This is a genomic window from Fundidesulfovibrio soli, from assembly GCF_022808695.1.
Lineage (GTDB): Bacteria > Desulfobacterota > Desulfovibrionia > Desulfovibrionales > Desulfovibrionaceae > Fundidesulfovibrio > Fundidesulfovibrio soli.
This window is the reverse complement of sequence record NZ_JAKZKW010000002.1, coordinates 105,502-124,754: the sequence shown is the minus strand read 5'-3', so window position 1 is coordinate 124,754 and position 19,253 is coordinate 105,502. Positions and strand designations below refer to the sequence as shown.

Here is a 19,253-nt window from a genome sequence, read left to right as displayed (position 1 = left end):
CACCATGCCATCAGATCTCTTCATCGTCGGGGGCGGACCCGCAGGCTACGACGCGGCCATGGCCGCCGCCAAACGCGGCATCAAGACCACGCTGGTCGAAAAGGAACATCTGGGCGGTTCCTGCCTGAACTGGGGTTGCATCCCGACCAAGTTCCTGCTGGGTGCGGTTGCATCCCTGGCCGAACTGGAAGGCCAGGTCAAAATGAAGACCGCCTCAGGGCAAATCCAGCTTGACCTGCCCGCCCTGGTGGACCGCAAGAAACGCCACCTGGAGGCCACGCGCAAAGCCATGGCCGCCGCCCTGGACAAGGCGGGCGTGCAACTGGTGCGCGGCGAGCTGAAGATGATCGGCGCGGTGAAGTCCGTGGTCACCGTGGGCGACGAGCCCCAGGTCTTCGAATACAAGCGCTGCATCCTGGCCACGGGCAGCCGCCCGGCCGCCCACCCCGGTCTCAAGGCCGATCATGACGCCATCCTCAACTCCGGCGACATCCTGAGCCTGCGCGAGGTGCCCAAGTCCCTGCTGGTGGTCGGCGCGGGCTTCATCGGGCTGGAGTTGGCCCAGTTCTTCTCCCGGGCCGGATCGGCCATCACCCTGGTCGAGGCCGCGCCCCGCATCGCCCCCTCCGAGGACGAAGAGGTCTCCAAGGCGCTGCACCAGTCCTTCAAGCGCATGGGCTGGGATATCCACACCGGCGTGCGCATCGCCGCCCTGGAGAACGCCGCAGGCCGCGCCCGCCTGGTGCTGGAGGACGGCCGCGAGTTCGGCGCGGACAAGTGCCTGCTGGCCGTGGGGCGCCTTCCCAACTCCCGCAACCTGATGCTGGAGATGCTCGGGGCCGAGGTCAAAGGCGCGGGCTGGGTGCACACCGATGAACACCTGATGGCCTCGCCCACGGTCTACTGCGTGGGCGACGTCAACGGCCGCACCCTGCTGGCGCACGCCGCCTCCAGCCAGGGCGAGTGGGCCGTGCGCCACTTCGCCGGCGAGCTTTCCGACCCGTACGAGCCCGGCCCCATCCCCGGCTGCATGTACGGCGCGCCCGAGACCATGCGCGTGGGAATCATGGAGGCCCAGGCCCGCGAGGAAGGCATGGATGTGAAGATCTCCCGTTCGCAGATGGTGGCCAACCCCATCGCCCAGGCCCACGGAGCCACGGGGGGGCTGGTCAAGTGCGTGTGGGGCGAGGGCAGGCTCGTGGGCGTGACGGCCGTGGGGCACGGCGTGGCCTCCCTGGCCACCCTGGGCACCGTGCTCGTCTCCCAGGGCTGGACCCACAAGCAGTGCGAGGAGTTCATCTTCCCGCACCCGACCCTGGACGAGGCCCTCAAGGCCGCCCTGCTCGGCCCCGCCGCCTAACGACCCAGGCGACTCGAAGCAATTCAGCCCGGCGCGTGCTTACCGCACGCGCCGGGCTTTCTTTTTTCGGAGAAGAGAAGAGCCTCCGGCGGCCAGAGAGGGCGCTGCCCTCTCTGGACTCTCCCGCCAAAGGAACTTCGTTCCTTTGGAATCCTGTATAGCTTCGCGTTGTCAGAGGTTGCCGCTGCTCATGCCCGGCAGCCTTCCTTTTTGGGAAAAAGCCGTCCAGGGATCTGCGGAGTCAAACCCGGACATATTGGCTGGAAACAATGCGAAGCTACATGGGAGTCCAGAGGGAGGAACTCCCTTTGGCGGGGTCCAGGGGCAGCGCCCCTGGCCGCCGGAGGCTCCTCCCCTTCCCTCCCCAGCTCTACCCCAGGCTGAACCTGTCCCAGCCCATGGTGCCCAGGTCCACGGCCACCATGCGCCCGTGCGGCCCGCCCAGCTGCGGGGGCCGTCCCAGGGCCAGGCGCACGGCTTCGGCCAGCACCAGCCCCACGGCAACGTTGATGGCCGGGGCCAGGCAGCCCAGATGATCCTCGGCGCAGAGTCCGCCCGTCTCACCGCCGGGGCAGAACAGGTCCGCCGGGCCGGGGCCGCCGGGCAGCACGGTGGCCGCCATGGCCGTCCATCCGGCCACGCTGGCCGTCACCATCGGGACGCCCGCCAGTGCCGCGCCGCGCAGGGCCGCAGGGCGGCTGGCCATGCCGCCCAGAGCGTCCAAGGCAATGTCGGCGTCCTGAAAAAATTCAACGAAACCGGCCTCGTCAACGAACAGCTGGCGCACGCTGAGCTCCACGGCGGGGTTCACGTCCTCCACGCGCTGGGCCGCTGCCCGCGCCTTGGGCAGGCCCAGGCTGGCCCCGGTGGCCAGCAGCTGCCGGTTGAGGTTGGAGGGTTCAAACACGTCGTGGTCGGCCGCACGCACGATGCCGAACCCCAGGCGGGCCAGCCCTTCCAGCAGGGGGCCGCCAAGGCCGCCAAGGCCCACCAGGGCCACGCGCGTGCGCAGCAGCGCGGCCTGGGCCGTGCAGTCCAATGTGTTGAAATTGCGGAGGTAGCGGACGGGGATGATCCCCCGTTCAAGGGCCAGGATCTCAGCCTCACGCAGGGTGAGGCCCAGCAGGTGGGCGGCGCTGCGCACGGCGCGGGGGCTAAGTGTGCGGATGGGCCTGCCGTCCGGTATGGAGGCGGATTCGGCCAGATCGTCGAGGGTCCGGCCCGGGTCGGCGTTCATCCCCCGGCCACGGCCGGGAACATGCCCACCCGGTCGCCGTCCTTGAGGGGTGTGTCCAGATCGACGCGCAGGCCGTTGACGAAGAGGATCTTCACGCCGTCGCGGGGGATGCCCAGCAGGTCGACGAGCTTCCCTGCGGTCATGCCGGGGGCGATATCCATCTGCCCGCCCGGCGGGGAATACGGGGCCAGGGTGGCGAAGCAGTTCACGGTTATGGGCATGGCGTTCATAAGGGCGGGCCTGGGCCCGCCCGGTTCGAAGTGAGGTTCCTGGGGCATCCTACACGCGGGACGCCCCAGGAGTAAAGGGATGGCTTAGAGATCCTTGACGGACTGCATTTCCTCGGTGGTGAAGTCCCAGTTGACGTTGTGGGGCGGCAGGGACTCGGCCATGAACTCGGGCAGCTGGTCGTGGGCGGCGGTGAAGCCAGCGGCGGCGTTGAAGGCGAACTCGTCCTTCAGGATGGTCTTGCCCAGGTTCAGGAAGTCATCAACGGTGAAGGGCTTGCCGTAGGCGGCCTGGATCATGTTGGCCATGCACTCCACGCCGTCGGGGGTGTCCAGCACGGGGAAGGCCACGAACAGGCAGAAGCCGCTGGCGTCGATGGCCGCCGTGGCGATCTGCAGGGCCTTGGAGAGCTCCACCTGGCCGTCCTTGGTCAGCGGGTTGACGCTGCCGCCGACGCCCAGGATGTTCTGGGCCACGGAGTAGCCGGCGGTGTGGTCGGCGCCCATGGGGGTGGTGGCGTAGGTGATGCCAACGCCCTTGACCGCGCGGGGATCGTAGGCGGGCATGGCCTGGTTCTTGACCACGGGCACGCGGTCGATGCCATAGGCCTGGGCCACGTAGTTGGCGCCGCCGCCCATGATGCGGCCCATGGCGTTCTTGGGATCGTAGACGCTCTTGAGCAGCTCGATGGCGCCCTTGCCGTCGCCCCAGGCCACAAGGCCGGCCTCCATGGCCATGGCCATGGCGTTGCCGGTCTCGATGGTGTCGAGGCCCAGGTCGTCGCAGAGGTGGTCGAGCATGGCGATGTCGTCGATGTCCTTCACCAGGATGTTGGAGCCGAAGGCCCACACGGTCTCGTATTCGAAGCCGCTGGTGAGGTACTTGCCCTGCTTGTCGTGGAAGGCCTGGGAGCACTGGATGATGCAGCCCGCGTGGCAGCCTTCCTTCACTTCGCCGCCGCGCGCCTTGATGAGCTCGGCGATCTTCTCGCCGCTGATCTCGCCCGCGTTGTCGAAGCGGCCGGAGCGGAAGTTCTTGGTGGGCAGGCCGCCCGCCTCGTTGAGGATGTTCACCAGCACGGCGGTGCCCAGGTTGGGCAGGGCTTCGGCGGTGACGGGGTGGCCCTTGATGATCTCGACCCAGCGCTTGGCCGCGGCCTTGAAGGCCTCCTTGTCGGCGATATTGGGGGAAGTGCCGGATTCGACGATCACCACGGCCTTGACGCCCTTGGAGCCCATCACGGCGCCCATGCCGCCGCGGCCGGCGGCGCGGGCCGGACGGCCGTTGGGGTCGGCCACCTGGATGGAGGCGTTCTGGCGGCAGGTGTCGCCTGCGGGCCCGACGCACAGCACGGAAGCCTTTTCGCCGTGCTTGGCCATCAGGCGCTTCACGGTTTCATAGGTGCCCAGGTAGCGCAGGTCGGACGCATCCTCGAAGGTCACGTCGTTCTTGCCGATGATGATGGTCACGGGGGCGGAGTCGGCAGCGGGCTTGCCCTCGAGCACGACGCCCATCAGGTCCAGCCGCGCCAGCCGCTGCGCGAAAGTGCCGCCGACGTTGGATTCCTTGATGCCGCCGGTCAGCGGGGATTTTGCGCCCACGGAGAGGCGGCCGGAGGAACCGGCCGGGCGGCCGGAGACCATGCCGGTGGCCAGCACGAGCTTGTTCTTGGCGCCCAGGGGGTGGCAGGTGGGAGGAACCTCGCGGCTGACCAGGCGCGAGCTGAGCGCGCGGCCGCCGAGACCTTCGTAATCGCCCATGGAATCGAAAGAATACGTCTGTTTGCTGGTGTCGATACGCAGAAGACGGGACATGCGGCTTCCCTCCGGTTTTATGGTGTGTCGCGTTGAGGAACCGTGACTGCTCCTGGTTCCGCAACGGGGAAGAAGGAACAGCTCATCTGGTGGCGCAGCTTTATAAAGATGAATTATTCTGTCAATTTATGCCACTTATGGCATAAGAGTCATAAGGACACAGGGACGACAAAAGGGTAAGTCCTACATTTTTGAAATGGGTCACATTGACTCGCGGAAGGTGGGGGACAGGCCTGCGAATCGAGGCCGCGTGTGGCAGGCAATAAGCTATTATCGTTGATGAAACTGCGGAAGCCCTCCACGGGGGAGGCGGCGCTCCCGCCCCGGCCGGGCACCCGGCCGGGGAGGGAAAAAAAACTGTTACAATCTGTTCACGCGGTGCTCAGGCCCCCATCCAGAGCAGGATGGCCAGGCACAATCCGGCGTAAACACCGGCCAGAACGTCGTCCAGCATCACTCCGAAGCCTCCGGGCAGCCAGTTTTCCGAGGCGCGCACCGGCCAGGGCTTGGCGATGTCGAAGATGCGGAACAGCACGAAGCCCAGCACCAGCTGACGCACGCTCAGGGCCGGGAAGCACAGGTAGGCCAGCCACTGCCCGAGCACCTCGTCAATGATGCAGATGCCGGGGTCCTTGCGGCAGGTGACGCGCTCGGCCACGTCGCAGGCCAGCCCTCCCCCCAGGAACACGAGCGCCAGGATGCACAGCCGGGCCGTGAATGACGCGTCCAGGAACAGCCAGGGCGCGGCGAGCATGGCCGCGAGGGAGCCGACGGTGCCGGAGGCGGGCATGCGGCCCAGCGGCCCGAGGGAGGCGAAGGCGACGGCGGTGCGGTCGGTGAAGCTCATGCGGTTCTCTCCTCGGGGCGGGTCAGCGCCAGTACCAGACCTGGATGAAGCTGAGCAGGAAGTCGATCAGGGTGAAGCCGTGCAGGTTCAGGATGTCGTAGATGCCCACGATCATCAGGGACATGGTGTAGTAGCACATGGCCAGCATGATGAAGAAGCTCAGGTAGAGCCACTGGGTGGCTGCCATGGCCTGCACGAAGGCGGCGATGCCCAGTGCGAACACGGGCAGAAAATCCACGAACGGGCGCATGCCGAAGGCGTAGCCGTAGGTCCAGTCATGCCAGGAGGCGATGACCCAGGCGTTGCACGCGAACAGGGCCAGACAGCAGGCGCTGAAAAATGCGTCGCGCTTGAGGCCGAGCAGGTGCCCGAGCAGGGCGAAGAGCAGCACCGGGCTGAACACGAACAGGCCCCGGTGCAGGCCCCAGAGCACTTCCGCCAGGTGGGGGCGCAGGAAATTGAAGGTCTCGTGGCTGTAGGCGTAGAACAGGAAGGAGCCGCAGGCCAGCTTCCAGTAGGCCATCTGCAGGATGACCGGGGCCGCGAACAGGATGGCGGACAGCGCCAGCCTGCCGGGACGCCGCAGCAGCTGGCCGAACTGGCCCCAGAGCATGGGCGCAAGCAGGATGGCCACCGTGACGTTGGTGGGCCTGGTCACGGCCACGAGCCCCAGGGTCAGGGCCATGGCGGGCAGCGCCTCAGCGCCCTTGAAGGTGAGCAGCCAGAGCAGCAGCGCCACCAGGAAGAACGAATAAACGTGGGACATGCTCACGAAATAGGCGGCATAGAACAGGAAGCCGGTGCCCAGCAGGCAGGCCAGGCAGGCGGCGAAGGCCGCCAGGGGGCCGTTGCGCCGCCGCAGCGCCGCGAAGAGCAAATTCATTCCCGCCCAGGCGTAGAGGGCTGCGGACCAGACGAGCATGTGCATGTAGGGGGCGCTCAGGCCGTCCAGGGGGCGTCCGCCCAGCCAAGCCAGCAGGGTCGCGGCCATGAAGCCGGGCAGCATCAGCAGGGCCGTGCCCAGGGGATACTTGGTGTAGTGGCCGTTTCCCGCGGGATTGGGCCTCAGCCCGAAATCCTCCAGCCGGGAGGGGTCCAGCTTGGCCGTGAAGGCCCGCATGGCCGGGTCGTGGTCCAGCAGCAGCGAGGGCAGGTAGGCGTAATAGCCTACGCCGTCGCCCTTGAGGGGGGGCCAGAAGCGGTCCTTGCCGTAGACGGAGAGCGCCACGCTGGCCAGAGCGGCGATCAGGCAGGCGTTGAAGGCCAGCGCCTGCACCAGGCCGAGGAGCCCTTCAGGGGGCGACAGGCGGGAGGCGGAAGACAGGTCGGCGCTCATGCGGCGTGGATCACTCCTGCCCGCAGGTCCGGCGCGGACAGATGGCCCCGGCCAGGGCCAGGGCGTGCACCGTTTCCGACAGAGGCAGGCCCACCACGTTCGAGTAGGACCCGGTGATGGACTCGATCATGAACCCTCCCAGCCCCTGGATAGCATAGCCTCCGGCCTTGTCCAGGGATTCCCCCGTGGCCGCGTAGGAGGCGATGGTCTGGGGGGTGAGCGGGCCGAAGCGCACCCGGGTGCTCACTGGCTCGGCCCAGACGGCCTCGCCGCCCGGCCCCAGCAGGCAGCAGGCCGTGACCACGGTATGTTCGCGCCCGGCCAGCAGGCCGATCATGCGCGCGGCGTCGGCCTCGTCCACTGGCTTGCCCAGGATGTGCTCCCCCACGGCCACCACGGTGTCCGCGCCCAGCACGAAGGCCCCGGGGCGAATCCGGGCCACGTCGCGGGCCTTGAGGCAGGCCAGGCGCAGGGCGTAGCCGCCGGGGGTCTCCCCCTCCTCAGGCGCGGGCTCCTCAACGGCGGAGACGACCACGTCGAAGGCAACGCCCGTGGAGGCCAGCAGCTCCCTGCGTCTGGGTGAGGCCGAGGCCAGGACGATATCCGCAGTATTCGCGAAGGCGCCGGTCATTGCTGCTGTCACTCCGGGGGGTTGGGTGTTGCGTATCCCGCCTCGCCTAGCCCACGTCGCCGGATGGGTCAATATCGCGTTGGCCCGGACGCCGCACCATTGGCGCGAATGAATAAAAAAGCGGCGGCCCGTACGGGCCGCCGCGTGGTCATCTTCGGCAGCAGGGGAGGGCCCGATGATGGGCGAAGGAGCGGATCAGGCCCGCTTCTTGGCCTCCCGCTGTTTGGCCTTCTCGAAGTTGATGCCAAGCATGTTCTTCTTTTTCTCGCGTGTCTGAAAAGTCAGCCTGGCCCCCAGATAGAAGCAGAGCAGGATGACCACACCCCAAAATACGTACATACTCACGTTGTTACCCTTCCCGGCCGCGGTGGCCGCCCCTTTCGGGTCCAGCCCCACAGCGCCCCCGGCCCACGCCGGAGAAGAAAAAAGGCGCGAGAACAGCCCGCGCCTGAACCGTCAAAGCCGTTTTGCTGGCAAGCTATTCCGAACAGACGCCGCTTCTTTTGGCGTTCTCCCACATCTCGCAGTCGCCCTTTTCGCAGGCCGTCTTGAGATCCGGGCACATTTTGGTCGGCTGGTTGAGTTTCAGATAAGCAGCCCCGCGCCCCTTGTATACCTCGGCGTCGGTGTAGCCCTGCTTGATCGCCCTGTCGTATTCGTCGATGGCCTTGGAAAAGGAGCCCATTTTGTAATAGGTGTGGCCGCGCATCATCATCGCCAGCGTGTCCTGTGAATTGATGGCGATGCACTTGTTGTAGTCGTCCAGGGCCTTGTCCAGCTTGTTGAGCATGAAGTTGGCATGCCCGCGCCCTGCATAGTAGCTGGCGTTCTTGGGGTCGAGCTTGATCGCGGAGTCGAACTTGTCCACCGCCTGGGCGTAGTTGTTCTGGCGGCCCAGCTCCATCCCTTTCTCGTAGGCGTCCTGAGCGGGGGACGAGACCTGCTGCTGTTGCTGCGCGGAAGAGGCGGCCGCAGGGGGCTTCCCCTCGGTGGTGCGCAAGGCCTCCTCGGCGTTGCGCACGGCCTCGGCGTTGGACTGCACCACCGCAGGATGCTTGTGCCGTTTGGCCTCTTTCTTGGACTTGCCGGACTTCGACTTGCCGGCGTCATGCCCCTTGGAGCTCTTGGCCCCTGAGGATTTGGCATCCTTCGGGGCGGCCTTGGCATCCTTGGAGGCGGGTTTGCCTCCGGCCTTGGCGTCCTTGGGGGCGGGCTTGCCGCTGGCCTTCGGGTCCTTCGAGGAGGTTTTGTCGCCCGGTTTGGCCTCGGATTTGGAGGTCTTGCCGCCGGGTTTCCCTGCGGCATTGCTCGGGTCGTTTTTAGCCGAGACTCCGGGGATGCCGCAGGCCAGGACCAAGATGATGATTATGCTTAATATGCTGTAGATTCGGCGCATTGGTACGTCCGCTGTCCAAGTCGGTTGCCGCGGCTCCGTGCCGCAGGCCGGACACTAGCGCCTTAGGCACACCTGGGCAAGCATCCCCGCGGAATCCAATCGTGAAGAATAATTCATGTAACCAGCTTTCAGCGCTGGCAGACGGGGCAGAACGTGGTGGATCGCCCGGCCACGCGGCCGCCCATGAGAGTGGCCCCGCAGACGGCGCAGGGCTGCCCGGCGCGTCCGTACACCTTGAAATCCCACTGGAATGCGCCTTCCACGCCGTGGGCGGTGCGGTAATCCCTGATGGTGCTGCCTCCTGCCGCGATAGCCCTGGAAAGGACGTCCTTGAGGGCGGCCAGCAGGGCCTTGCGCCTGGGGGCCTCCAGCAGGTCCGCGCGGGCCTGGGGCCTGATCCCCGCCAGGAACAGGGCCTCGTCAGCGTAGATGTTGCCGATGCCCGCCAGCACGCGCTGGTCCAGCAGGAGGGCCTTGATGTTGCCCCTGCGCTGGCCCAGGGCCGCGTCGAATCCCTCGTCCGCGAGGGTCAGGGGCTCGGGGCCCAGGGAGGCGTAGAAGTCCCACTTCTCGATGCCGCCAGGCCCGAACCCGTGGCAGGAGCCGAAGCGCCGCGTGTCGGAGAAATGCAGGCCGCGCCCGTCCGCCAGATGCAGGATCAGCCGCAGGTGCCGCTCGTGCGGCGCCCCCGGTTCGGGCACGTAGAGCCGCCCGGTCATGCGCAGATGGAAGGCGATGCGCCCTCCTCCCTCCATCTCGAGAAGGCACAGCTTGCCCCGCCGGGAGACCGCCTCGATGCGCCTGCCCGCCAACTCGCGCAGGAAGGCCTTGCCGTTGCCGGGAAAGGCCCGGCGGTCCAGCACGGTGAGCCCCTCAAGCACGGCGCCGCGCAGCAGGGGGTCGAGCCCCCTGGCGATGGTTTCGACCTCGGGAAGTTCGGGCATCAGGACCCCGGCGCGTCCACCCGGCCCTTGGGCTGGACTTGGGGCTGGTCCTGGGGCTGGTCCTGGGGCTGGACGAGGGGGATGTCGATCTCCACGCTGCCGCCGTCGCGCCCGATCTCAAGCACCAGGGTGCCGCCCTGCTCCAGGGCGCGCAAGGCCGCGGCGTGAAGGTCCTTGACGGTTCTCAGCTGCTCGCCCTGGGCCTTGACCAGCAGGTCGCCGGGGCGGACCCCGGCGGCGTCCGCCTTGGAGCCCTGGTCCACCGCCGTGACCGAGAGCCCTCCCTCGACGGTCTCCAGGGCCACGCCGATGCGCGGGCGCCGGGGCGGCTCGGGGCAGAAGGCGAAGAACCCGGCCTCGGCAGGGTCGGGCTGGCCGTTGCCGCGCCAGGGCATAATCAAGAGCCTCGCGCCCTTGGGATCGTAGGCCGCCAGCCTGGAGGCGATGCCCCAGCCGCGCTCCACGTGCCCGCCCCCGGCCAGAATGGCCACGGGCCTGTCCCAGATGCGGCGGGCCTGAACGGCCCTGTAAGCCATTGTGGTGTCCCAGAGGGCCTGCACGGTCAGGAAGCTCTTCCAGGCGGCCTTGGCCTCCTTGGGCTTGCCGAAGGGGTGGGAATCGAAAATCTCGCGCAGCTCGGCGCGCTGGGCGCCGGAGACCGGTATGATCTTCTCCGGGAGGCCCTGCCGCTCCTCCGCGCTCAGGCCCTTGAGTCCCAACTTGCCCGTCTTGCGGGCCACCTCGCGCGGGGCGTTCAGGGCGTAGAGCGGCAGGCCGAGATTCCTGGCCGCCTCGAACACGGGGCGGTAGGCCTCGAAGGGGTGCCCCCAGGTCTTGTCCCAGTCCAGGGCGGCGGGCAGGTCGTCCACTCCGAACTCGCCTGCGTTGAAGCGGTCCAGGACGCCCTGACGGTCCAGGCTGACCATCTCCAGGCCCACCACGGGCGGCGCTCCGGCCCGGCTCATGGCCTCGAGCACCCGGGCCTGGGCCAGGTGGTCGCAAGGATAGGGGTGGCTCTCGCCGACGAGCACGTACGCGGCCCCGGCGGCCTTCTCCGCCAGTTCCTCTGGGGTCAGGGGCGCGCCCTGCGCGTCGAGGAACTGGCCCGGCTCGAAGGCGGCCGGAGCGGCGGCGGCCTTTTCAGGCGAGAGGTCGCTGTAGCGCTTGCACCCCATGGGAGAAAAAAGCATGGCCGCCCAGAGGGCGGCCAGCGTAAGGTTTCGGGCTAATCCCACTTGCGCTTGTCCTCGATGGGCCGGATCTGCGCGGGCAGCGTGCCCGGCGCCAGCACCTTGAGTTCGGGGCGCAGCTTGATCTTCTCGCGGAACATGTGCAGCAGCTCGTCTTCGCGCTTGAAGTTGCTGGCCTCGATGAGCAGCGTCATCTCGTCGATGCCGCCGGGGTTGGTGACCTCGATCTGCCAGCGCTTGATCTCCTCGAAGCGGGAGATGACCTGCTCCACCTGGTGCGGGTACACGAACATGCCCTTGATGCGGGCGGTGGTGTCCACGCGGCCCACGATGTTGCCCAGGCGAGGCGAGGTGCGCCCGCAGGAGCACGGCGCGCGGTCGATGTAGGAGAGGTCGCCGGTGGCCAGGCGGATCAGGGGGTAGGTCTTGTTGAAGGCCGTGACCACGATCTCGCCCACTTCGCCGTCCTTCAGGGGGATGCCGGTGTCGGGGTGGCAGATCTCCACGAAGGCGCGGTTGGCGATGTGCAGTCCGTTCTTCTGGAAGCACTCGTAGCCGATGCAGCCCACGTCCGCCGTGCCGTAGCCCTGGCGCATGATCAGGTCGAACTTCTTCTCCAGGTTGGCGCGCATCTTCTCGGAGAACTTCTCGCCCGTGACGAAGGCCACTTCCAGGAAGAGGTCCTTGCGGAGGTTCATGCCCGACTCCTCGCCCTTCTGGGCCAGGTGCATCAGGTAGCTGGGCGTGCCGACGTAGCCGGTGACGCGCAGCTTCTGCATGATCTCCAGCTGGGTGGCGGAGTTGCCGGGGCCCGCGGGCATCACGGCGCAGCCGAGGTTGCGCAGCGGCTCCTCGAACATCAGGCCCGCGGGGGTCAGGTGGTAGTTGAAGGACACCTGGACCACGTCGCCGGAACGGAAACCCGTGGCGTAGAAGCCCTCGGTCCAACCCCAGTAATCGTCCTCGCGGTCTTCGGGGTCGAAGATGGGCCCGGGGGAGAGGAACACGCGGCGCAGGTCGCCCAGGTCCTTGGTGAGAAGCCCGCCCAGGCGCGGCCCCATGGACTGCAGGAAGATGAGTTCCTTCTTCTTGAGGATGGGGATGTGCTTGAGGTCGGAGAGCTGCTTGAACTTGCCCACCTGGAACTGGGCGCGGTCGAAGCGCTTCTTGACGTCTTCGGAGTAGCGGTATGCGTAGCTCAGCAGATCCTTGAGCTGGATCTGGTAATATTGGCGACGTTCGGATTCATCCAGCACCTCCCGGCGGGAGTAAATGCCTTCGGTCCGGTCCTTGCGGGTCATGGAGCGCTCCTTAATCTAGCAGCGGGATTGCCGCATTTCAGCATAAAAAGAAGGTTTTCCTAAGCCCTCCTGCAAAAAAAAGCAACTGCGCCCATGCGCGGGCGCAGGGGGGCTTCCGGCCCGGCGATAACCGGCCGCGCTGGCGGGACATCTCCCCTGAGAAAGCAGCATGGGGCGGCGACATGGCGGGAACGGGAATCAATCCGTTCAGGCCGGATATTCCCCAGGATCATGCTCCCCGTCGTCAAGGCTTCCGGCCGCGCCCGCCCCGAAGGGTCCCCCCGGGGCGGATATGCCGGGCCGGGCCGTAAAGCACCCGCGAGGCCTTCCCAGACTGGGCAACGGGCCCTGCGGCAACGCCCTTCCGGCCCGAAAATCAGATGGGCGGGGCGATGGTCACCAGCACGCGCATGTCCGTGATGGCGTGGATGCCGTGGGGCTCGCTGATGTCCGAGACCAGGATGTCGCCGGTCTTGGCCGGGATGGAATCGTCCTCGGAGAGGAACTCCCCCTCGCCCGAGAGCACCACGATGGAGAGCTGTCCCTCGATCTCATGGGAGTGGATGGGCATCGATTGCCCCGCCTTGAAGTTGAAATTGATGATCTTGAAGAATTCCGAATCGTGAATGAGCGCGCTGTGAAAGGTGAGGTCCGTGAACTTGGCGCCCTCGAAAATCGCAGTCTTCTTCATCATGGCGGATCTCCAGTGGTAAAAGTGGCACTATAGCCCGATCATAGTGCATGCAGGCCCCCCCGTCGAGGACGCAGGGCGGCCAGGCGATAAAAAAAGCCCCCGGGAACCGGGGGCTTCGTCACCAAGGGCTGCGCCCTACTCCACCTTCTCGAAGAATTCCTTCTCCGCAAGGCATTTGGGGCAAACCCACTCCTCGGGGAGATCCTCCCAGGGAGTGTCGGGCTTCACATTGTTCTCGAAATCGCCCTCTTCAGGGTCGTACACGTAGCCGCAAGGGCATTCCCACTTGTCCATCCGAACCTCCTGGCGCTCCGGCTACGGGCTAGCCGACGGTGTAGAAGGCCTTGGCCACGGCGTTGCACACAGGGCACTTGTCCGGGGCGTGGTCTTCGCAGGTGTAACCGCACACGGAGCAGATATAGTATTCGGTCTCCTTGAGCCCGGCGGGGTCGGCCAGAGCTTTCTCGTACAGGGCGGCGTGGATTTTCTCAACCTCGTTGGCGTAGCGGAAGGCGCGCTCGGCCTGCTTGTTGCCCTCGGCGATGGCCTGCTCGATCATCTGGGGGTACATGTTCTGGAACTCGAAGGTCTCGCCCTCGACTGCGGCCTTGAGGTTGTCGGCGGTGCTGCCAACGCCCTTGAGCACCTGCAGGTGGGTGTGGGCGTGAACGGTTTCGGCCTCGGCGGCGGCGCGGAACAGCTTGGCGACCTGATGCAAGCCCTCTTTCTCGGCCTGCTTGGCGAAGGCGAGATATTTGCGATTGGCCTGGGATTCGCCGGCAAAAGCTTCCTTGAGATTTTTCTCCGAATTAGACATATGGACTCCTAATCAGTAATGTTACGTTGTAAGAAAAATTCCTAATTAAAAACTAGGCAAAACTCTTAGACGGCCAACAAACCATACTAAATTAGTTCGTTATCCCGTCAGCCGAGCACTTCTCGCAGACACCGCGAATCACCACGCGCCTGTCGTCCACGCGGCCCAGGGCCTTCGAATTCTCGGGGAGTTCCAGACTGTCGAACTCGTCCCAGAGAAAGTCGTAGATGGACTTGCAACGCGAACAGACAAAGTGGTGGTGCGGGCTGGTATCCGCATCGAAACGGCCCTGATCGCCGGTGACGGGGACACGCATGATGAGCCCCACCTCGTCGAAGGTGGAGAGCGTCCTGTACACCGTATCCAGCGAGATGGTGGGCAACCGCTTGCGGACGCGCCCGAACACGGTCTCCGCGCTGGGGTGGTCCTTGGCGGCTACGAGCTCTCGCAGGATTTCCAGGCGCTGGTGCGTGAGCCGGAGCCCTTTTTCCTGAGAAATCCCCTTGAACCGTTCCAGTGCGGAGTCGAAATCCATAGGAACAGCCGGAGCCTGGAGCATATGTACCTCGCTATGGACATTTTCTAGTTTCAATACCCTACGGCTGATGTATGTCAAGAAATAATGAGAATTGTTCGTAACAAATACTACTTGGCAACTGGCTTGTTTGATTTCGATGCCCAGTTGCGTTAACCGTGCCTGACCGCAATTCAAGGAGCGAACATGAACGTCCTGCTGGTGGGTTCGGGCGGCCGCGAGCACGCCCTGGCCTGGAAACTCAGCCAAAGTCCCCTCGTATCCACGCTGTTCGTCGCGCCGGGCAACGGCGGCACCGCCCTGGTGGCGCGCAACGTGCCCATCAAGGATACCGACATAGACGCCCTGGTGGCCTTCGCCAAGGATAACGCCTGCGGCCTGGTGGTGGCCGGACCCGAAGCCCCCCTGGTGGCGGGCCTGGCCGACGCGCTGGCCGCCGCGGGCATCCCCTGCTTCGGCCCGGACGCCTACTCCGCGCAATTGGAAGGCTCCAAGGCCTTCGCCAAGAAGATCATGCGTCTCTCCGGCGTGCCCACGGCCGATTTTGAGGTCTTCACCGATTACGCCGCCGCCAAGGCCCACGTCTCCGCCCGCCCGCTGCCCATGGTGGTCAAGGCCGACGGCCTGGCCGCGGGCAAGGGCGTCGTGGTGGCCAAGACCCGCCAGGAGGCCCTGGACGCCATCGAGGACATGATGGCCGCCCGCAGCTTCGGCGCAGCCGGGGACACCGTGGTGGTCGAGGACTGCCTGGTGGGCGAGGAGGCATCCTTCCTGGCCTTCTGCGACGGCAAGACCGTGGTGCCGATGCCCTCCTGCCAGGACCACAAGGCCGTGGGCGAAGGCGACACCGGCCCCAACACCGGCGGCATGGGAGCCTACAGCCCCGCCCCGGTGCTGCCCGACACCGAGTGGGAGCGCATGGCCAAGCTGGTGATCGAGCCCATCGTGCGCACCCTGGCCGAACAGGGCCACCCCTTCAAGGGCGTGCTCTACGCCGGGCTGATGATGACGGAGAACGGCCCGGGCGTGCTCGAATACAACGTGCGCTTCGGCGACCCCGAATGCCAGCCCCTGCTCATGCGCCTGGAATCCGACATCGTGCCCGTCATGCTGGCCTGCGCCAAAGGAGAGCTCGACCCCGCCCTGGTGCGCTGGAGCCCCAAGACCGCGCTGTGCGTGGTCATGGCGGCCGGGGGCTACCCCGGCTCCTACGCCAAGGGCATGGAGATCACCGGCCTGGAGCAGGCCGACAAGGTTGAGGGCGCCAAGGTCTTCGTGGCCGGAGCCACCCTGGAGGGCGAAACCCTCAAGACCACCGGCGGCCGGGTGCTCGGCGTCAGCGCCCTGGGCGACACCCTGGCCCTGGCCCAGGCCCAGGCCTACAAGGCCGTGGCCGAGTTGCGCTTCGACAACGCATATTATCGCCGCGACATCGGCGACAAAGGAATCAGGAGGCTCGCGCAATGACTTCCGTCGCCATCTTCATAGGCTCCATCTCCGACAAGGACGTGCTCCAGCCCTGCTCCGACATCCTGAACGACCTGGGCATCCCGCACCTCTACACCGTCACCAGCGCGCACCGCACCCCGGAGCGCACCGAGAGCCTCGTGCGCGACCTGGAGGCCGACGGCTGCCAGGTGTTCATCTGCGCGGCTGGCATGGCCGCGCATCTGGCCGGAGCGGTGGCCGCGCGCACCATCAAGCCGGTGCTCGGCGTGCCCGTGAACGCCTCGCCCCTGGGCGGCATGGACGCCCTGCTCTCCACCGTGCAGATGCCCCCGGGCTTCCCCGTGGGAACCCTGGCCGTGGACAAGGCCGGAGCGCGCAACGCCGCCTGGATGGCCGCGCAGATCCTGGCCCTGAACGACCCCGAGATCGCGGAAAAGATCAGGAAGGCGCGCCAGGGCTTCGTGGAAGGCGTGGAGAAGGCCGCGAAGGAGATGGAAGGCAAGGGCTGAGCCCATCTCGAGCGAGTCTGCAACAGGTTGAACCACAAAGGCCGGCGCAAGCCGGCCTTTTTTTGTTCTCGGGCCCACCCAAGCCGCCCTTTTATCTCTGACAGTCCTTTTATATCAAATAGATACACGCCCTCCTGCAGCTGTATTTTAAATGACAGTTGACAGTGACAGCAATGCTGTTTAAAAAGACCCCCATGAACCACGATGAAAGGACTTTCGACATCGACGAATTGGCGAGCCTGGCGGGCCTGCCCCGGAGGACGGTGCGCTACTACATCCAGGAGGGCCTCGTTGACCGCCCTGAAGGATCCCGCAAGGGGGCAACCTACGGGAGCAGACACCTTGAGCAGCTCCTTGCCATTCGGCGCTGGAGGGATTCGGGCCTTTCCCTGGAGCGGATCAGGCAACTTCTTGCCGAGCGCGCCGCACCTTCTGAAGGAATTGAAAAGTCGCGGGGGCCGGGCACTGTAGAAGTCGTCACCAGGGTGATCGTGTCAGAGGGGGTGGAAATCCTGCTGGAGCCGCGGGCGTCGGGTCTCAGTCCCGAACAGGTGCGGATGTTTATTTCCGAAGTCGCAGCCGTCTACAATCGTATCTCATCAACAGGGGACAAATAATGCACTATCCAAGCATCTCCATCGCTGCTGAACACGATATTTCCGCTCCTTCCGTCGACGTCAAAGTCGAAGGCGAGATAAACGAGATCTTCACGGTCATCAGGGCAACGCAGACCTACACGAACAAGGAAACCGTAAACATTGAATCGGTTTATACCTTTCCTCTGCCCAGCACGGCCACACTGCTCGAAATGACCGCCGTGGTCGGCTCCCGCACGTATACAGGCGTCGTGGCGAAAAAGTCTGACGCCGAACAGGCCTATGAAAAAGCCATTGAAAGCGGCGATTCCGCGGTCATGCTGGAAAACCCGTCCCCTGGCGTATACACGGCCAATTTCGGGAACCTCATGCCGGGTGAGTCCGCAACCATTCACTTCACATATGTCCATATGAATGAGTGGACTCACGACGGCTTGCGGTTCTTCCTGCCCACAACCATCGCCCCGCGCTACGGCAGCCCCGCACAGGCTGGACTTCAGGATCACCAAATTCCGGGCTTTTCGATGACGCAGGAGAATCGGATGCGGATCTCCATCAGCGTGCTCGGAAGGCTCAGCGGAAGCGACATCATCAGCCCTTCCCACTCGTTCGACATCACTCGCGAACCGGAAAGAACCGTCATAACGGCACTGTACCACTCGTCAGGGCGCATCCTCATGGACCGCGACTTCGTCCTTTCCATCAGGCCTGCCGAGCCGATACGCTCGAGCGCTTTTATTGAATACGATGGCGATTCATATACGGCTTTGGCCTCAATCAAACCGGAGATCGCTCCTGACGCCGCCCCGCGCATAAAATGTGTCAGCATCGTCATCGACTGCTCCGGTTCGATGAGTGGCGACTCAATCAGCCAGGCAAAGGCGGCCCTGGATGAAATCCTTCGAACGATCCGGTCAACGGACTATTTCAACATCATCCTATTTGGCAGTTCATGCATCAAACTGTTCAACAGCCCTGCACTCGCCGACGCCGGCAACATCACAATCGCACGAAAGATGACCGCCAACATGGATGCCGACCTCGGAGGGACGGAAATCGGCGCAGCACTGCGGGCGGCGCTTGAATCCTCGGTCCCTGAAGGCATGCCTCACGATCTGCTGCTCATTACCGACGGGCAGGTCTGGGACGCGGATGACCTGATCCGGGAGACGGCGGCCCACGGGTGCAGAGCATTCACGGTGGGGGTCGGCAGCGCCGTTTCCGAGGTTTTCGTGCGCGACCTCGCCCTGTCCACCGGCGGCGCCTGCGAACTCGCCGCGCCAGGCGAGGATATCGCGGGAAAGATCGTTGCCCAATTCAGGCGGATATTTGCCTCAATGGCGGAGAAGGTGTCGATAACGTGGCCGTTCGAAACCATCGCCACGTACCCCCAAAAGTTCTCCACCGTTTTCGACGGGGACAGGCTGCTGGCCTTCGCTACCGGCAAGAACGCGCCCCGCGGCGGCGTCCGCTTCGAGACCGTTGCCGGTGGGGCGGCCGCCGTGACAGACATCGCCTGCGAGGAGTTCAAGCATGACGCGTCGCTCCCCAGGCCCGGCAGCGGGAGCGCCATATTGTCGCGACTGATGGCCTCGGCGATCATAAACGACCGCAACACGCCGCGAGAGCGCATCGAGCACTTGGCGATGAGCCACAACCTCATGAGCCCTGTGACGAACTACATCCTGACTGTTGAGCGCAAGGATGGGGAGAAGGCCGTGGACCTCCCGGAGCTTCGCAAGGTGCGACAGACCCTGGCGGCCGGGTGGCACGGGTTGGGGACTGTGCAGCAGGAGATGTGCTGCTGCGATGAAGCGCCCCCCTCCCCTCCAAGCTCGAGGCGGAGCAGGTCGGCCACGTCTTCCGGACCGTCCGGGGTGATGTTCTCGCGCAAGAGTCCATCGTCTTCCAGGGATCGCTACCGCACAATGACAAGGCCAAATGGCTTCATATTCGATGAAGATGAGTTCGAGGTCCCGGCATATATCCGGGCTGGCTCGGACATCACACCCTTCCGCTCGATGAGCGCGTTCATCATCAACTTCAACGGGCGGCACACCTCCCTTGCCCGCGGCCTCGAATGCCTGTCATTCGCGGACCTGGACGAACTCGGCCTGCCGCTTGAGATTCTGAACATGCTTACCGCCATGTCAAACGGGAACAATGAGGAGGAACTGGTGCTGGCCCTCCTTATTGTCCTGTCGGAAGACATCCACCGCGGTAAATTCAGCAGGCAGAGCAACCGCCTGATACAGAAGCGCTACAGGGAGCTGCCCCAAATCTATGCCTACAGAACCACGATTTGCGACTCCATGAACTCGATGGCAACCGACTAGGCAAGGGATTCTCCAGCGCGGTCCGCCGCCGGC

The 19,253-nt window shown here is 65.2% G+C and carries 20 protein-coding genes; 5 read left to right on the top strand and 15 right to left on the bottom strand.

The window, feature by feature from the left end:
• The first annotated feature begins 4 nt into the window (after nucleotides 1–4).
• Nucleotides 5–1,360, top strand: coding sequence for a dihydrolipoyl dehydrogenase family protein (locus tag MLE18_RS04385; protein ID WP_243367666.1), 1,356 nt, complete (start codon nucleotides 5–7; stop codon nucleotides 1,358–1,360).
• A gap of 370 nt (nucleotides 1,361–1,730) precedes the next feature.
• Here the strand turns inward: MLE18_RS04385 and MLE18_RS04380 are convergent, their stop codons facing one another.
• The 15 genes from MLE18_RS04380 to MLE18_RS04310 form a co-directional block, all read right to left on the bottom strand.
• Nucleotides 1,731–2,597, bottom strand: a complete 867-nt coding sequence (locus tag MLE18_RS04380) for a ThiF family adenylyltransferase (protein WP_243367664.1) — start codon at nucleotides 2,595–2,597, stop codon at nucleotides 1,731–1,733.
• On the bottom strand, nucleotides 2,594–2,827 hold the full coding sequence (locus tag MLE18_RS04375) for a MoaD/ThiS family protein (protein WP_336605560.1): 234 nt from the start codon (nucleotides 2,825–2,827) through the stop codon (nucleotides 2,594–2,596). The genes MLE18_RS04380 and MLE18_RS04375 overlap by 4 nt, the downstream gene beginning before the upstream one ends.
• Nucleotides 2,828–2,911: 84 nt before the next feature.
• Entirely contained in the window at nucleotides 2,912–4,639 is a 1,728-nt protein-coding gene (locus MLE18_RS04370) for an aldehyde ferredoxin oxidoreductase family protein (protein WP_243367662.1), read from the bottom strand.
• Between the two features lie 382 nt (nucleotides 4,640–5,021).
• Nucleotides 5,022–5,486, bottom strand: a complete 465-nt coding sequence (locus tag MLE18_RS04365) for a phosphatidylglycerophosphatase A family protein (RefSeq protein ID WP_243367661.1) — start codon at nucleotides 5,484–5,486, stop codon at nucleotides 5,022–5,024.
• 22 nt (nucleotides 5,487–5,508) lie between these two features.
• Nucleotides 5,509–6,822, bottom strand: a complete 1,314-nt coding sequence (locus MLE18_RS04360) for a hypothetical protein (protein ID WP_243367658.1) — start codon at nucleotides 6,820–6,822, stop codon at nucleotides 5,509–5,511.
• Nucleotides 6,823–6,832: 10 nt separating this feature from the next.
• Complete coding sequence (locus tag MLE18_RS04355; protein WP_243367656.1) at nucleotides 6,833–7,453, bottom strand: Maf family protein; 621 nt, start codon at nucleotides 7,451–7,453, stop codon at nucleotides 6,833–6,835.
• A gap of 195 nt (nucleotides 7,454–7,648) precedes the next feature.
• Complete coding sequence (locus MLE18_RS04350) at nucleotides 7,649–7,798, bottom strand: hypothetical protein (RefSeq protein WP_243367654.1); 150 nt, start codon at nucleotides 7,796–7,798, stop codon at nucleotides 7,649–7,651.
• 133 nt (nucleotides 7,799–7,931) lie between these two features.
• Nucleotides 7,932–8,849 carry a tetratricopeptide repeat protein gene (locus MLE18_RS04345; RefSeq protein WP_243367652.1) on the bottom strand — a complete coding sequence of 306 codons (918 nt, stop codon included), beginning with the start codon at nucleotides 8,847–8,849 and terminating at the stop codon, nucleotides 7,932–7,934.
• 128 nt (nucleotides 8,850–8,977) lie between these two features.
• Complete coding sequence (mutM, locus tag MLE18_RS04340) at nucleotides 8,978–9,793, bottom strand: bifunctional DNA-formamidopyrimidine glycosylase/DNA-(apurinic or apyrimidinic site) lyase (protein WP_243367650.1); 816 nt, start codon at nucleotides 9,791–9,793, stop codon at nucleotides 8,978–8,980.
• The gene (locus tag MLE18_RS04335; protein WP_243367648.1) at nucleotides 9,793–11,028 is read right to left on the bottom strand and encodes a ChaN family lipoprotein; all 1,236 of its coding nucleotides are present in this window, start codon (nucleotides 11,026–11,028) and stop codon (nucleotides 9,793–9,795) included. Before MLE18_RS04335 ends, mutM begins: the two co-directional genes overlap by 1 nt.
• Nucleotides 11,019–12,284 (bottom strand): phenylacetate--CoA ligase family protein, encoded by a 1,266-nt coding sequence (locus MLE18_RS04330; protein WP_243367646.1) that lies wholly within the window; start codon nucleotides 12,282–12,284, stop codon nucleotides 11,019–11,021. The genes MLE18_RS04335 and MLE18_RS04330 overlap by 10 nt, the downstream gene beginning before the upstream one ends.
• A 376-nt stretch (nucleotides 12,285–12,660) precedes the next feature.
• Entirely contained in the window at nucleotides 12,661–12,975 is a 315-nt protein-coding gene (locus tag MLE18_RS04325; RefSeq protein WP_243368002.1) for a cupin domain-containing protein, read from the bottom strand.
• Between the two features lie 138 nt (nucleotides 12,976–13,113).
• The gene (locus MLE18_RS04320) at nucleotides 13,114–13,272 is read right to left on the bottom strand and encodes a rubredoxin (RefSeq protein WP_243367644.1); all 159 of its coding nucleotides are present in this window, start codon (nucleotides 13,270–13,272) and stop codon (nucleotides 13,114–13,116) included.
• A 28-nt stretch (nucleotides 13,273–13,300) separates the two neighbouring features.
• Nucleotides 13,301–13,795, bottom strand: a complete 495-nt coding sequence (locus MLE18_RS04315; protein ID WP_243367642.1) for a rubrerythrin family protein — start codon at nucleotides 13,793–13,795, stop codon at nucleotides 13,301–13,303.
• Nucleotides 13,796–13,886: 91 nt separating this feature from the next.
• Nucleotides 13,887–14,330: a Fur family transcriptional regulator gene (locus MLE18_RS04310; protein WP_243367640.1), complete on the bottom strand. Its 444-nt coding sequence runs from the start codon at nucleotides 14,328–14,330 to the stop codon at nucleotides 13,887–13,889.
• A gap of 186 nt (nucleotides 14,331–14,516) precedes the next feature.
• On the opposite strand from MLE18_RS04310, the gene purD reads away from it, so the two are divergent.
• The 4 genes from purD (at nucleotide 14,517) to MLE18_RS04290 (ending at nucleotide 19,220) form a co-directional block, all read left to right on the top strand.
• Nucleotides 14,517–15,797, top strand: coding sequence for a phosphoribosylamine--glycine ligase (gene purD / locus MLE18_RS04305; RefSeq protein ID WP_243367638.1), 1,281 nt, complete (start codon nucleotides 14,517–14,519; stop codon nucleotides 15,795–15,797).
• Entirely contained in the window at nucleotides 15,794–16,288 is a 495-nt protein-coding gene (gene purE, locus MLE18_RS04300; RefSeq protein WP_243367636.1) for a 5-(carboxyamino)imidazole ribonucleotide mutase, read from the top strand. Before purD ends, purE begins: the two co-directional genes overlap by 4 nt.
• 194 nt (nucleotides 16,289–16,482) lie before the next feature.
• Nucleotides 16,483–16,905 carry a MerR family transcriptional regulator gene (locus tag MLE18_RS04295; RefSeq protein WP_243367634.1) on the top strand — a complete coding sequence of 141 codons (423 nt, stop codon included), beginning with the start codon at nucleotides 16,483–16,485 and terminating at the stop codon, nucleotides 16,903–16,905.
• A complete protein-coding gene (locus MLE18_RS04290; RefSeq protein WP_243367632.1) occupies nucleotides 16,905–19,220 on the top strand; it encodes a VIT domain-containing protein in 2,316 nt (771 codons plus the stop codon). The genes MLE18_RS04295 and MLE18_RS04290 overlap by 1 nt, the downstream gene beginning before the upstream one ends.
• Nucleotides 19,221–19,253: the final 33 nt, after the last annotated feature.